Origin of the sequence: Ensifer sp. (assembly GCF_031989085.1) — a bacterium.
Classification (GTDB): Bacteria; Pseudomonadota; Alphaproteobacteria; order Rhizobiales; family Rhizobiaceae; genus Ensifer.
In genome coordinates, this window is the sequence record NZ_DALZXU010000017.1 from 1 (window position 1) to 13448 (window position 13448).

14 protein-coding genes are annotated in these 13448 nt (G+C 62.3%); 2 read left to right on the plus strand and 12 right to left on the minus strand.

All coding sequences use genetic code 11. The features are described 5' to 3' along the window. The 10 genes from RTP54_RS30540 to RTP54_RS30585 form a co-directional block, all read right to left on the minus strand. The coding region (locus RTP54_RS30540) for an aminotransferase class I/II-fold pyridoxal phosphate-dependent enzyme (RefSeq protein ID WP_312367795.1) at positions 1-532 on the minus strand (532 nt) is incomplete at its 3' end. A 154-nt stretch (positions 533-686) separates the two neighbouring features. Then, positions 687-1769 (minus strand): NAD/NADP octopine/nopaline dehydrogenase family protein, encoded by a 1083-nt coding sequence (locus RTP54_RS30545; protein WP_312367797.1) that lies wholly within the window; start codon positions 1767-1769, stop codon positions 687-689. 47 nt (positions 1770-1816) lie between these two features. After that, complete coding sequence (locus RTP54_RS30550) at positions 1817-2428, minus strand: helix-turn-helix domain-containing protein (protein ID WP_112811359.1); 612 nt, start codon at positions 2426-2428, stop codon at positions 1817-1819. A 41-nt stretch (positions 2429-2469) separates the two neighbouring features. Next, complete coding sequence (locus RTP54_RS30555) at positions 2470-3045, minus strand: peroxidase-related enzyme (RefSeq protein ID WP_112818488.1); 576 nt, start codon at positions 3043-3045, stop codon at positions 2470-2472. Continuing rightward, on the minus strand, positions 3042-3542 hold the full coding sequence (locus tag RTP54_RS30560) for a hypothetical protein (protein WP_312367801.1): 501 nt from the start codon (positions 3540-3542) through the stop codon (positions 3042-3044). Before RTP54_RS30560 ends, RTP54_RS30555 begins: the two co-directional genes overlap by 4 nt. 9 nt (positions 3543-3551) lie before the next feature. After that, entirely contained in the window at positions 3552-5045 is a 1494-nt protein-coding gene (locus RTP54_RS30565; RefSeq protein WP_312367803.1) for an NAD(P)/FAD-dependent oxidoreductase, read from the minus strand. A 93-nt stretch (positions 5046-5138) separates the two neighbouring features. Further along, positions 5139-6224, minus strand: coding sequence for an ABC transporter ATP-binding protein (locus RTP54_RS30570; protein WP_112811356.1), 1086 nt, complete (start codon positions 6222-6224; stop codon positions 5139-5141). Further along, positions 6224-7018 (minus strand): ABC transporter permease, encoded by a 795-nt coding sequence (locus RTP54_RS30575; RefSeq protein WP_312367806.1) that lies wholly within the window; start codon positions 7016-7018, stop codon positions 6224-6226. The genes RTP54_RS30570 and RTP54_RS30575 overlap by 1 nt, the downstream gene beginning before the upstream one ends. Next, positions 7018-8004, minus strand: coding sequence for an ABC transporter permease (locus tag RTP54_RS30580; RefSeq protein ID WP_112811354.1), 987 nt, complete (start codon positions 8002-8004; stop codon positions 7018-7020). The genes RTP54_RS30575 and RTP54_RS30580 overlap by 1 nt, the downstream gene beginning before the upstream one ends. A 157-nt stretch (positions 8005-8161) precedes the next feature. After that, positions 8162-9271: an extracellular solute-binding protein gene (locus RTP54_RS30585; protein WP_112811353.1), complete on the minus strand. Its 1110-nt coding sequence runs from the start codon at positions 9269-9271 to the stop codon at positions 8162-8164. A gap of 406 nt (positions 9272-9677) precedes the next feature. Between RTP54_RS30585 and yghU the strand changes: the two genes are divergently transcribed. Both yghU and RTP54_RS30595 read left to right on the plus strand, forming a co-directional pair. Continuing rightward, positions 9678-10592 (plus strand): glutathione-dependent disulfide-bond oxidoreductase, encoded by a 915-nt coding sequence (gene yghU, locus RTP54_RS30590; protein ID WP_312367809.1) that lies wholly within the window; start codon positions 9678-9680, stop codon positions 10590-10592. Between the two features lie 10 nt (positions 10593-10602). After that, complete coding sequence (locus tag RTP54_RS30595) at positions 10603-10980, plus strand: hypothetical protein (RefSeq protein WP_112811352.1); 378 nt, start codon at positions 10603-10605, stop codon at positions 10978-10980. 61 nt (positions 10981-11041) lie between these two features. Here the strand turns inward: RTP54_RS30595 and RTP54_RS30600 are convergent, their stop codons facing one another. After that, positions 11042-12202, minus strand: coding sequence for a glycoside hydrolase (locus tag RTP54_RS30600; protein WP_312367812.1), 1161 nt, complete (start codon positions 12200-12202; stop codon positions 11042-11044). Continuing rightward, positions 12183-13355, minus strand: coding sequence for a polysaccharide pyruvyl transferase family protein (locus RTP54_RS30605; protein WP_112833018.1), 1173 nt, complete (start codon positions 13353-13355; stop codon positions 12183-12185). Before RTP54_RS30605 ends, RTP54_RS30600 begins: the two co-directional genes overlap by 20 nt. Positions 13356-13448 lie beyond the last annotated feature (93 nt).

Consider the following 13448-nt stretch of genomic DNA (forward strand, 5'->3'; position numbering starts at 1 on the left):
TGGCAATCAGCTTGAAGCGGCTGCCTTCGGCCTTCTTCAGCTCTTCCTCCAGCGCCGCCATGTCGTTATTGGCGTAGCGGAAGCGCTTGGCCTTCGACAGCCGCACGCCGTCGATGATCGAGGCATGGTTGAGCGCGTCGGAAATGATCGCATCCTCTTCGCCGAGCAGCGTCTCGAACAGGCCGCCATTGGCGTCGAAACAGGAGGAATAGAGGATCGTGTCCTCCAGTCCGAGGAACGACGAGATCCGCGCTTCCAGTTGCTTGTGTTCTTCCTGGGTGCCGCAGATGAAGCGCACCGAGGCCATGCCGTAACCGTACCGATCAAGCGCCTGCTTGCCGGCCTCCGCCAACTCCGCATTGTCGGCAAGGCCGAGATAGTTGTTGGCGCAGAAATTCAACACCCGCTCGCCCGAGGCAACCTCGATCTCGCCCGCCTGCTTCGAGACGATCACCCGTTCCGACTTGTAAAGCCCCGCCGATTTGAGGCCGTCGAGCTCGGAACGAAGATGGGAGAGAAAAGCTGATGTCATAGAGGGTAAGCCTCGCTGTTGCCGACGGCGCTCATCGCGTCGCGGCATTCTGAAATTCTGGTTTGGAACGACAAGGACGCGGTCGCTGGTCACGATTTGCGCCGCGTCCTCCCCACCGCGCACTGCAGGCGGGGAAGACTGTCACAGGGCCTGATCAGGCCGCGACGGCATATCCGTTGCGGCAAAGATCTTTCAGTTCGTCCAGGGACATCGCATCGAGATCAAGAGCGTTGAGCAGGTCGTTTTCCGCAGTGAAATCGCGGCCGTACATCGCCGAGAAGATCTTGATACCCGCTTCGTGCAGTTCGGCCGGATGGCCGGCGAGACGGCCGATCTTGGCGGTCATGACGAGACCAAAGGGTACATCCTCCGTGACGTAACGGCTGTCGGCGGTGGTCGGACCGCTGCCGCCATTGCCGGCCTCGTGCATCTCCTGGTTCATCTGCGAGATGGAGTTCATCGGCACATGGAAGGAGAGGTGGAAATGCTGGAAGATGTTGCGCACTTCAAGGCCGAGCGTGCTGGCAATGGCGATGCGCTCCTGATCGAGGTCCTCGAGCAGACGGCCGACATTCGGCGTGACGTTCTGGCCCTGGCTCCAGCTTTCGCCGCGCTCCATGCGGGTCATGTTGCCGAGCGCGATGCCCATGTGGTTCTGCGGATTGAGGTTGGAAAGCGCGATCGCCATCAGGCTGCCGCGGTCGAGGAACCGGTCTCCGAACAGGTCCTTGCAGACCGAAAGCCCGCGGGCGCTTTCAGACGACGGGACCGTTGCGAGATCGACCTGCTTGCGGATCGTGTTCACGTTGACCGTGGTCGGGCTCAGCTGGCGGCCCGAAACCGCAGTCGTTCCCCAGGCCACGATCGGCACGGTGACCCCGCGCGCCGCCAGCAGACGGGACAGATAGAGCGCGCCGAACGAGGCGTGCGAGCTGAAGATGACGATCTGCTGCGGTGTGATATGGGGCGCGATGGCATCGAGCACGGTCTTGTGGCCATAGGCCGGCAGCGCGATGACGAGCGCCTCGGCACCGGCAACGAGATCTTCGGCACTGGTGGCAACACCGGGATGGAACGTCCCCTTGATCGCGCCTTCCGCGGTGAGCGCTTCGCCGTTCGCCAAGGCACGCGTCCGCTCACCGGAGGGTGACCACAGCTTCACCTGATGGCCCTGCTGCTCGACAAGCACTGCTGTTCCAAAAGCGATCGAACCCGCTCCGACTATTCCTACCCGCATCATCATTCCTCTTCTCATCAATTACAGTTCGGCCGGCTGGCCGATCGTTATTTCGGACGTATCGCCGTTCTCGGCGTGTTTGGACCGACATCGCCTGATGCAACCACCAGGAATGCGCCCGCTCCGACCGGCCCGACACTCGTCAGCGAATGGGGAACGTCGGCGGCGTAACGCGCCGTCTCTCCCGCGCGCACGATCATCGTGTTTCCGGCACTGCGCACGACGATTTCGCCCACGGTGCAGTGCAGATGCTCGATCGTACCCGTGCCGTGCGGATCGCTGATCAGTTTGCCGTCGACCTCGAAGCTCAGGAGATACCACTCGATCAGCGACACCATCGTGGCCGGCGACAGGATCTGCAGCGTGCAGCTGCCGTCGGCGCTACGGATGGTCGGCGTCAGGTTACCCGGCTGCAGATCGATGATCGATCCGCCCCGCTCTTCGCTGGCACCGCTGACCAGACTGTTAAGGTCGATCTTCAGCGCCCGCGTCAGGTGCCAGAGCGTGCCATAGGTCGGGTTGGCATTGCCCCGTTCGATTTCCGACAGCATCGAGCGCGACACGCCAGACATGGCGGCGAGTTCGGCAAGCGTCAGGTTCAACTCTTTTCGGTATGCCTGCAAGCGTGGCCCGATTTCGGGCGGATTGACCAAATTCATGGCTTGTCCCTCTTTGCCGATCGCGTGGGGATCTCCTGCTGTCATTCCCTGATCGGTTCACCGAGCGTGTGCATGAGCCGATTGGCCCAGCCGAACAGGGACGTGGACAGGATGAGATCGAGGATTTCCTCCTTGTTCAAACCGACCTCTACGAGCGCTGCCATATCGGCGGCATTTGCTTCGGGCGGGCATTTCGAAAGTTTGACTGCAAAATTCAGGATCGCCTTCAGCCGCGCCTCGATCTCGGCTTCGGTGCCGTCGGCGAAAATGGCCGCGATCACGTCGGTGCTCTTGGTCAGCTGGTTGTAGCGACTGGCGTGCACGGCCGCGCAGTAGATGCAGCGGTTGACGATCGAGGCGCCGACGGCGCCGATCTCGCGCTCGGCGCGAGACAGGCCGCCGCTATTATACATCACCCCGTTGAACAGCGGGCTTCTGTGCGTCAGCGTCTCCACGTCATGCGCCAGCACCAGCACGTAGTCCGAGACCTTGGTGTTGGATGGCGTGACCTTGAGCGCTTCGAGCTGCTCCGGCGTCGCATCCGCCAGGTTGAGCGGCGTCACATAGGGTTTCCAGACCGGAATGTCGGTGGTGAAGTCGTGGACGATCTCGCTCATGCCAGCCCCCGCATCAGTTCAAGACCGACGGCAACCCTGATCTGGTAGCTGACGAAGGCGACGAGTTCGGAAAGCCGGACAATATCGTCGTCGGCAAGGCCCGCTTCCTTAAGCAGTTCGATGTCGCGGCGCGTCGCCTGCTTGGGGGCGTGTGCCACCAGATCGACGTGGCGGATCAGCGCCTTGGCGCGGATGTCGTTGCCGCCGTCGAACCAGATATCGGCCATCCTGGCAGCTGCGTCGGGCGCGCCGGCCTTTTCCAAGAGCGCCTCGAAATGATCCTCGAAGGCCTTGTTGTCGTTGATCTTCGCCATCCGCCAGGCAAGTGCCGCCCGCTCGGCATGCGACAGGCCGCCGGGATTTTCCGGGCTCAGCGCGCTGTCATGCGTCTTCTGCGTCAGCGCCATGATGTCGGCTCGCCCCGCTACGACAGCGGCGAGCGCGCTGCCGGGCTCGATGCCGACGATCGCGGCAATCACGTCCTCGTTCTCAGCCATGTCGTCCTCCTATGCCTGCTTGCGGCTCTGGGCCAGCACGCTGTCCGGCAAGGGCGATGCCGTCCACTCGTCGCCGCGCAGTTCCGGCGTGTCGTAGTCGAGCAGCCGCTGCCAGTATTGATCGAAATTCTCGGCGTAGAGCTTGGCGGCAATCTCCCGCACCAGCCACGACGCGCCCTCACTGATGCCAGGTATGTCGCCGCTCACCTTGCCGAGGCTGGCAGCCGCACCCGAATTGAAGCTGTGGATGTTGGCAAGCCACGGCGCCGTTCCCGGTTCGCGCTCCAGAAAGCTGAAGTCGGCGGAGAGATACGGAAACCGACCGAGCTGGTCGTTCTCCTGGCCCTCAGGCGGGGTAAAGCGGTCCTGCCAGAGCAGGATCTTGTCGGCGTAGCCGTCGAGCTCCTTGCGTGCCAGCGGGTCGACGCCGAAGCCGGTGCCCAGAATGAGGAAGTCGGCGCGCACCGGCTTTCCCTGCGACGTCTCGATGACGATCTCGTCGCCGTCGAGCGCCACGCTTTCGACGGCCGCGTCAAAGTGGAAATAGGCGTTCGGGTGGCGGCTGACGCGCATGGTCGATCCGCGCGGCGCCGGCGTCTGGGTGCGCAGCGAATAGTTCATGATCTGCCAGCGCCTGGCGTCGCCGAGTTGCGAGAAGGCTGCGGTGAAGCCGAAGGAACCGATCCCCATCAGCTTGTTGATGCAAGGCATTTCCTTGCGTCGAATGAGATGGCGGACTTCGGCAGCACCCGCCTCCAGGGCCTCGGCAGCATTGTCGACGGCCGAAGCCCCGACGCCGACGACCACGACCCGCTTGCCCTTGAGGGCAGCAAAATCGATCTCGTGGGAGGAATGCGCCCAGTATTTCCGAGGCAGATCTCCGACGAAATCGGGAATGCTCGGATGTCCCATGCCGTCGCGGCCGGTCGCCATCACCACCTTGCGGGCGAGCACCGATGTCTCGCGCGCGCCCCTGCCCGTCAGCTCCAGCCGCATCAGGCCGCCTTCGGGCCGGATCGCCTTGACCTCGACGCCGTTTTCGACCGGCAGGTCCAGCACCTTGCGATACCAGCGCAGGTAGTCCATCCACATCGGGCGCGGGATCTTGTCGAGCGCTGCCCAGGCGTCATCGCCATTCTGGGCGACGTACCAGGCCCGGAAAGTGAGCGACGCCATGCCATAGGCCGGGCCCGTCAGCTGCTTCGGCGAGCGCAGGGTTTCCATGCGGGCATAGGTAAGCCACGGACCTTCGAAGCCCTCGTCGCTGCGATCGAAGATGCGGATGTTCTGAATGCCGCCGCCGATCAGCGCGAAACTGGCAACAAGGCCGCACATGCCGCCACCGATGACGACGACGTCGTGCACCGGCTCTTCGGCGCCCGTTGGCACGACCCAGTTTGCCGGCGGATAGCACAGGCACGCCAGATCGTCGCGCACACGCTGCTCCAGTTCCCGCAGGCTCATTGCCGCCGATGGGATCGGTGCCGCTACGTTATAGGCCATGGTTTACCTCCGTCGCCCGATGGAACCCCAAGGTTCACATCGGTCGCCCCGTCTGCCGATGACCCGCACCGATCCGATGCGGGCCGTTTTTTCTTAGTTGTGGGCGTGCCGGTCGGGAATGACCGTCGCCGTCTCCGGCTTCCAGCCGACCCAGATGTCCTCGCCGTTAAGTTGCGCGACATCGCTTGGATGCACAAGGGTGTTGAGCAAGGTGCCGGCGCCGACTTCGACCATCAGCGAGGTATGGTTGCCCTTGAACACCCGCTGGCGGATCTTGCCCTTGATGCGGTTTCCGCTTGTCGGTTCAGCGGCCGAACAATGGATCGCCTCCGGACGCAGGACGACGTAGAGGTGCTCGCCGACCTTCGGCGAAAGCCCGCCGGGGTTTGCGGTGATGGTGATACCGTTCCAGCTGAGCGCCGCGACATCGCCTTCGGTACCGACGACGGTGCTGCGCAACAGGTTGGTCTCGCCGATGAAATTGGCGACGAAAACAGAGCCGGGACGGCCGTAGAGCGAATGGGGATCGCCCATCTGCTCGATGCGGCCCTTGTTCATGACGACGATCGTGTCCGACATCGTCAACGCTTCTTCCTGGTCGTGGGTCACGAACATGAAGGTCTTGCGGGTCTTTTCCTGAATGGCCTTGAGCTCGATCTGCATCTGCTGACGCAGCTTGGCGTCAAGCGCCGAGAGCGGCTCGTCGAGCAAAAGCACGTCCGGATCCGGCGCAAGCGCACGCATCAGGGCCACGCGCTGGCGCTGGCCGCCGGACAGCTCGGCCGGCAGGCGGCTGGCATAGTCCTGCAGTTGCACCAGTTCCAGCAGTTCCGAAACCCGACGATGGATCGACGCGTTGTCGAGGCCCTTCAGCTCGAGGCCGAAGGCGATGTTCTTGGCGACGCTCATGTGCGGAAACAGGGCATAGTCCTGGAACACGATGTTGACGTTGCGCTTGTTCGGCGGAACCTTCGTGACATCCTTGCCGCTCAGCAGGATGCGGCCTGATGTCGGGGTCTCGAAGCCGCCGAGCATGCGCAGCGAGGTCGATTTTCCGCATCCGGACGGTCCGAGCAGCGTCACGAACTTGCCGCCCTCGATGCTGAGGTTCAGGTTGTCGACGGCGACGTGCTTGCCGTAGCTCTTGGTGACATTTTCGAATTGGACGACGGGTTCCATCAGCGGGTCCTCGCACGGCGGGTGAGAAATTCGGCGTACAGTCCGACGGCGGCGGTAACCACCAGGACGAGTGTCGCCATTGCGTTGATCTCGGGAGACATGCCGCCCTGCACCTTGGCGAAGATCAGCATGGGCAGGGTCGGGCGATAGCCGCCGAGGAAGAAGGTGCGCACGAAATCGTCGATCGACAGCAGCACGCAGAAGATCATGCCGCCGACGAGCGCAGGCCCAAGATAGGGCAACGTCACCCGGAAGAAGGCAACGACACCGTCTGCACCCAGGTCACGCGCGGCATCGACGAGATTGCCGGGCATCGAGCGCAAGCGGGTCAGCGCCATGACCACGACGAAGGGCACGGCATGCACGGTGTGGCCGAGGATGATCGCCGCCGTTCCGGTCGGCATATCGATCGTCGAGATGAAGATGCGCAGCGAGATCGCCGAAATCATGCCCGGCACGACCGCCGGCAGACAGGCGAGCGCGAAGATGATGACCTGGCCGCGGATCCCCTCGGCGACGATCAGCATGGCGATCCAGACGCCGAGTGTCGTTGCCGCAAACGTCGTCGCCGCGGCAATCATGATCGAATAGAGGCAGGCTTCCAGGAACTGCTTGTCCTGCATGACCTTGACGTACCAGTCGAACGTCCACTCCCCGATCGGGAAGGCGACGAAATTGGCGTCCTTGAAGCTCATGGCCATCATCAGCGTGAGCGGCAGGAGCAGGTAGAGAATGAAGGCCCAGTAGAACGCGGTCAGTGACGCGCGCGGGACATCGGAAAACAGGGTGCGCATTAGATTGCTCTCCTTTTGCGCCCGCCGACCAGCCGCATGAAGATGGCGGCAGCGGTCAGAGCGGTCACCAGCATGATCAGGGCGAAGGCAGCGCCGACGGGCCATTTGTCACTGGCGCCGTGGAAGAAGCCGCTGATCGTTTCGGGAAACAGCACGGTGTTCGGGCCGCCGAGCAGCATGGGGGTCGCAAAGACGCCGATGCAGGTGAGGAAGACCAGGCAGCAACCCGATACGATACCGTCGCGCGAAAGCGGCAGAATGATCCGGCGGAAGCGGGTGAACGGGCCCGCGCCGAGATCGGCCGCGGCATCGAGCAGCGGCGACGGGATCTTTTCGATCGCCGAATAGAGCGGCAGCAGCATGTAGAGGCAGATCAGGTAGACAAGGCCGAAACCGAGCGAGAATGACGTGTAGAGCATCGGGATCGGCCGGTCGATGAAGCCGATTTCGCGCAGAAGCACGTTCACGGCGCCGCGGTTGGCGAGCAGCATGATCACCGAGAATGTCCGGATAAGCTCGCCGGCCCAGAACGGCACGAGCAACAGCAACAGCGCCCTTGAGCGGCCCTGGGGCTTGACGACCTTGGCGACATAGTAGGCAACGGGATAGACGACCACCAGGGTCGCCGCCGTCGCGGCCGTTGCGAAGATGAAGCTCTTGATCAGCGGCGTGAAGTAGATCGATTCCCTGAAGAAGATCGCGTAGTTGTCGAGGGTGAAACGGGACTCTACCCCCGGCTGGACCGGATAGTGGGACAGCAGGCTGATCTTCAGCATCTGATAGATCGGCCCGACATGCAGCATGATCAGCCAGATCATCGGCACACCGGCCAGAAGCAGGATGCGGCCGATCCGCGATTCCACCGCCGCGCCCAGCGTGTGCCGGTAAAGCGGGGAATTGACCACCTTGGCTATCCCCGTCGAGTATTTTGGAACGGGTGCTTCGCGCAGCGCACCGTAGCCGGCTGTCGTGTTGCTACTCACCATGAAACGATCTCGGTTGGCGCAGCCCGACCGGTCCCGCGCGGCGTGGCCGGCGGTCAGTCTTGGCGCGTTGTTGAGCTAAAGGGCACGGGCAGGCCGGCACCGCCTCCAAGCTGCCGAAGCGCTCGGAGACGGTGCCACCCTGCAAATCATCGCCCGATCAGGCCGCCTTGACCTCAGCGGTCGCGCGGTCGATCATCTCGTTCTTCATGTCGCGGTTGAGCGAGGAGAAGAAGATGATGCGTTCGACTTCTTCCTGCGGAAGCGTCGAGGCAAGCTTTTCGCGCTCGTTGAGCAGATCGCCGACGCCGTTCATGGTCGAGCTGTAGCCCGACTGGCGGGTCATCGCAGCGCCGACTTCCGGGCTTGCCAGGATCGCGTCGAGCAGCTTGTAGGCATTCTCGGCGTTCGGCGCGTTGTTGACGACGTTGAGCGTGTAGCAGAAGCCGAACGTGCCTTCCTTCGGCACCGACAGCTGGATCGGATGACCGTCGATGATCAGCTTGGCAGCCGGGCCAGACCAGGAGTGCGCAAGATAGATGTCCTCGTTGATGAACATCTGCTGAACCTCGGAACCGGCGTCATAGTACTTGCGCACCATGTCCTTGTTCTTGATCAGGAAGTCGCGCGCCTCGTTGGTGGCTTTCTGAGCTTCATCGACCTTGCCGGCATAGCTGACGAAGTCGCCGTCGTGGCCGAGATACTGCATGACGATGGTCATGAAGTCGCTGACGATGTAGGAGGTCTGGCCCTTGAACTGCGGATCGAACATGATCTCCCAGCTCGGCGCTTCCTTCACGTAGTCGACGTTGCGGGCAAGCCCCTCGTAGCCGGCGAGAATCGGCAGGCCCCAGAGGTTGCCATCGACGCGCGCCCAGGATGCATCCTGGTAGGCGGCGTTGAGGTTCTTCCAGTTGGCGATCTTGCCGGTATCGAGCGGCTGCAAGAGCTTCGAGGAGATGAACTGCGAATAGCGGTGACCGGCGACGGTGACGATATCGGTCGAGGGATTGGCGCCTTCGGCGGTCAGCAGGTTGTACTGCTTGCCCTGGTCGTCCGTCAGGCGGATGCGAACCTCGATGCCGGTGTCCTTCTGGAACTTGTCGATGAATTCCTGCGGCAGGAACTTGTCATAGGTGGTGATGTTCAGGACACCATTGTCGGCCCAGGCCGGGCGCGGACGGATAATGGTCGGTGCCGCAAGAACAGCGCCGCCAGCACCAAGCAATTTCAGTGCGGCTCTACGGTTGATTTTTAGAATTTCGCTCATTTAAGTCCCCCTTTTTTAGTTTTGACTTGTGAGATCAGATATTTTCGGAAAGGTATCCCGTCCGCCGGACGTCTTCGTCCGTCGCCAACATGGCCATCGTGCGTGATCTGAAGAAACGGCCTCCCCGCCTTCGTCCGGTATACCGAACTTTGTTTCCGCTAAACAGGAATTGACCTCTATATTGGACGAAAGTCAAGCGAGGCTGGGTAGAAATTTGCTGAATCTTGCGCGAACACCCTGAAATCCGTTCCGATAAGTACCGCGCGATCCAGCCGAAGCGGTCCCGATCCCAGGATTGTCCGCGATCTGTCGCTGACAGTGGTGCGCAACAGCGATTGCATTCCTATATCGAGAAATGCCAAATCCGGCAGAGCGACACGTCGTAGATGAAACAGGGTTGAACGTGATGACCGAGAAATCCCCCGCTGATAATTTCCCCGCCGGCTATGTGGTTCCCAAGGTCTGGACCTGGGACAAGGGCAATGGTGGTGCGTTCGCCAGCATCAACCGCCCGATCGCCGGCCCGACTGAGGACAAGGACTTGCCCGTCGGCAAGCACCCGCTGCAGCTCTACTCGCTCGCCACGCCCAATGGGGTCAAGGTCACGATCATGCTCGAGGAGCTCCTGGCTTCCGGCCACGCCGATGCGGAATATGACGCCTGGCCCATCCGGATCGGCGATGGTGATCAATTCGGCTCCGGTTTCGTCGACGTCAATCCGAACTCGAAAATCCCGGCACTGATGGACCACGCACCCAAGGGCGGCGGCGCACCGGTCCGCGTCTTCGAATCCGCCTCCATCCTGCTTTACCTTGCGGAAAAATTCGGCGCCTTCCTGCCGTCGGAGCTTCGCGCCCGCACGGAAACCTTCAACTGGCTGTTCTGGCAGATGGGGTCGGCCCCGTTCCTCGGCGGCGGCTTCGGCCACTTCTATGCCTATGCGCCGATGCAGATCAAATATGCGATCGACCGTTATGCGATGGAGGTAAAGCGCCAGCTCGACGTGCTCGATCGTCATCTGGAAGGCAACCAGTTCATGGCCGGCTCCGAATACACCATCGCCGACATGGCGATCTGGCCCTGGTACGGCAACCTCGCGCTCAAGCAGGCCTATGGCGACGCCGGCACGTTCCTTGATGTCGACAGCTACAGAAACGTACAGCGCTGGACCGCCGAAATCGCCGCACGTCCCGCAGTCAAGCGCGGCCGCATGGTCAATCGCCTGAGCGGCGACCCGTCAGAACAACTGCACGAACGCCACGACGCCTCCGACTTCGACACGAAGACTGAGGACAAGATCGGTCAGAAACAGACCGCGTAAGGAGAACAGAATGGCCAAACTGGCTGATATGACGAAACACCGGGGATTTCCCTACGCCATGCCGGGCACGGGCATCCAGTTCGTCATCCGTCGCGCCAATCCGAAGGGTGCAACGCCGATCAAGGCATTGCCCCGCCATGCCAGGCCGGGCTCGGGAGCGCACCGCATCGATGCGGCCTTCCTCCACGCTCTCTGGCATCATTTCGGCGCCGAGCCGTTCGAGCGCGGCAATCTCGATGCCGCCCGGCTCAACCTGCTGTTTGGCCGCGAGGTCGTTGCGGTCGATAAGGACTTCGATCCGGTCTCCTACGAAGCCATGCTGGTGATCAACGAGAAGATCGCCCGCCAGAGTTTTCCTGAATCCTTCGAAGACATCTTCGAAGTGTGACGGTAACGGGCCGCCCGCTGAGCACGGCGTTGGCGGCCCGCACATCCAAGGCCGATGCCGATCACCGGCCCTTCGCGGCGCGGTTTCGCTCCTTCGGGGCAATCGCGTCGGCACCGGCAGGGCTGAGACGGCCGCACCGCCAGACGCCATAGCCGGCGTGCGTGTCCCAATCATAATAGAAGGCAGCATCGAGGCGTCCCGCCGACATGAGATCGTCGAACGCCGACCGGATCGCCGCGACGGCATCCGCACGCTTTCGATCGTCGAGCGGGCATGCGCGCGCAGCGTTGGCGACGCCCCACTCGGTGACCCAGCAGGGTTTACCCACCACGCCATCGCCGCAGAAAGCCAGGAGATCGCTGACATACTCCGTCAGCCTCACCCCTGTTTTCTGCCCCGGGTAGACATGAATGCCATAGGCATCGACATGGCGGTCGAGCCCACGCTCTTTCAGGAGCGCGATCACCTCTTGCGGATCGAGGCGTTCCATGCCCCTGCGATCCGCCTCCCCGGCGCCCATGTCGGACAGTCCGGCCGAAACGACCAGGGCCCTGCGGCTATGGACGGTCGCCTTCAGCGCCTGCCGGGTCAGCGCGACGATGTCGACATAGGCCGCCATTCCCAGCGCGAAGGCCTGTCTGTTGCGGATATCGGACACATGGCGGGCCGTGGCGGCACCGGGCTTTTCAAGGACGATGAGGTCGCCATTATAGGCACTGTAGTTGATCTCGTTGCCGGGCTCGACGGCGGCAAGCGCGACGCCGGCAGCGTCCATCCGGGCAAGCGCCGCCCTCAGCTTTTCGCCGTATATGCGCGGATCGATGTCGGATAGCCGGCGAATGTCCCAGATGCGGCCGTGGCCGGTTCGAGGACGCACATCGTCGGCGTAATAATCCGGATTGCTGAGCTGGATCTCAAGCAGGATCTTCAGCCCCAGACGATAGGCGATCTCGACCGCGTCGATGCTCTTGTCGACCGGTGCCGACAGGGAGAGCCGTACATGGGTGGCCCCGCTCGCGGCAATGTCGGTCAGGATCCTTCTTTGTTCGCCGGGTGTCAGCCAGGCGAGATTGACCCTGTTGATGCCGATGATGCCCGCCGGACCCTGCTCTCCCGCGGCCGCCGCGTCGGATGCGACAACAGACAAGGACAGCAGCGCGCCGAGAAAGAACCGGCGCGCGCCAGAAAGCCAGCCTGCGCCCTCAGATGCCAATCTGGCCAAGCACATTTCTGAAGTTGGCCTCGCAAGCCTGATAGCGGTCGATGGCCGCCTCCGCGTCGATCTTCGACAGGAAATTGGCGAGATAGGCACGCTTGTCGCCCTCACGGTTCCAGGTCGCCGCCTCGATGTAAGGGAAGCCGATGAACTCCAGCATTTCGCGCATACGATCGTCGACCGCGATCATCAATGCGGGAACGCCGGCCTGCATGCCGATGATGCAGCCATGAAACCTTCGGCCGAAGCACATGTCCCTGGTCGTGGTCCAGGTGCGCCACTGATTGGTGTCGAAGAAGGCGATCAGCTCATGCTCACGCTGCCACTTTTCCTTGTGCTTGTACTGCGTCGCACCGGTAATCCTGCCGCTGGCGCGATCGTAGACCGGCGTGGCATCGTCGCCCGGCAGGTCCAGATTGTAGGCGACGACCTCGTCCTGGACGACGTAGCTCGCAACGGACTTCGGCCCAAGCAGCGCATGCGCATCGACGATCGTGTCGGCAACGCTGCCCAGATACCCGCCGAAGGCGATCTTCTGCCCGTCGGCGAGCGCCGGATTGGCAAGTGCCGTGAGCGAGCGCACCATCTCGTTCGGCGCGAAGTAAAGCGACGGGCAACCCGTCGGCTTGACGAACTTCATGCCCTGCTCTTTCAGGAACTCAGCGGTGAAATAGCCCCGCGTCAGGAAGTAGCTCTCCCGGTTCCTGAGCACATCCAGGAACTTGAGCGTTCCCGCCGGCAGCAGTTCCTTGAGGCCCTCCTTGCGCTGGATGCCGATGCCCATCACCACCACCGGCATCTTCAGCTTGGCGAAAACCTCGGCCTCCAGATCAGCGGAATATCCCGGGCGCAACAGATTGGCAGAGGCAAAGACACAGAGATCGAACTCGCGGTTGGCCTGCTCGTAGAGCTCATCCGAGGTGCGGTTGTTCACGAGGTGCCAGAACGGCACATAGGTAACGTCATGCCCCCGCAGGCTCCGGGCAGCGCCCTCGCCGATCAGATAATTGCCGGTATTGGCGATCTTCCGCACTTGCGAAAGGAAGTCCTTCTTCGCCGTTACCTCGTCGAAATAGGGGCGATGGTGCACCGTCAGGCCAGAAACCGAGCCGATCGTGCGCTGCAGATAGGAGGGAATCCCAGTAAGTAAGATACGCATAACTGTCCTTTGAGCGAGCCTTGGGAGGATGCCGCGTGCGGTGCGAGCGTTTCCGGCCCGAAAGAAGGCTCGGAAACGCGCTATGTCTTTGCT

What these genes read in the sequence shown, in the direction of transcription:
- RTP54_RS30580 (WP_112811354.1), bottom strand. Translation starts at nt 8,004, where the DNA reads ATGGTGAGTAGCAACACGACAGCCGGCTACGGTGCGCTGCGCGAAGCA.
- RTP54_RS30565 (WP_312367803.1), bottom strand. Translation starts at nt 5,045, where the DNA reads ATGGCCTATAACGTAGCGGCACCGATCCCATCGGCGGCAATGAGCCTG.
- RTP54_RS30570 (WP_112811356.1), bottom strand. Translation starts at nt 6,224, where the DNA reads ATGGAACCCGTCGTCCAATTCGAAAATGTCACCAAGAGCTACGGCAAG.
- RTP54_RS30585 (WP_112811353.1), bottom strand. Translation starts at nt 9,271, where the DNA reads ATGAGCGAAATTCTAAAAATCAACCGTAGAGCCGCACTGAAATTGCTT.
- yghU (WP_312367809.1), top strand. Translation starts at nt 9,678, where the DNA reads ATGACCGAGAAATCCCCCGCTGATAATTTCCCCGCCGGCTATGTGGTT.
- RTP54_RS30560 (WP_312367801.1), bottom strand. Translation starts at nt 3,542, where the DNA reads ATGGCTGAGAACGAGGACGTGATTGCCGCGATCGTCGGCATCGAGCCC.
- RTP54_RS30550 (WP_112811359.1), bottom strand. Translation starts at nt 2,428, where the DNA reads ATGAATTTGGTCAATCCGCCCGAAATCGGGCCACGCTTGCAGGCATAC.
- RTP54_RS30545 (WP_312367797.1), bottom strand. Translation starts at nt 1,769, where the DNA reads ATGCGGGTAGGAATAGTCGGAGCGGGTTCGATCGCTTTTGGAACAGCA.
- RTP54_RS30555 (WP_112818488.1), bottom strand. Translation starts at nt 3,045, where the DNA reads ATGAGCGAGATCGTCCACGACTTCACCACCGACATTCCGGTCTGGAAA.
- RTP54_RS30605 (WP_112833018.1), bottom strand. Translation starts at nt 13,355, where the DNA reads ATGCGTATCTTACTTACTGGGATTCCCTCCTATCTGCAGCGCACGATC.
- RTP54_RS30595 (WP_112811352.1), top strand. Translation starts at nt 10,603, where the DNA reads ATGGCCAAACTGGCTGATATGACGAAACACCGGGGATTTCCCTACGCC.
- RTP54_RS30575 (WP_312367806.1), bottom strand. Translation starts at nt 7,018, where the DNA reads ATGCGCACCCTGTTTTCCGATGTCCCGCGCGCGTCACTGACCGCGTTC.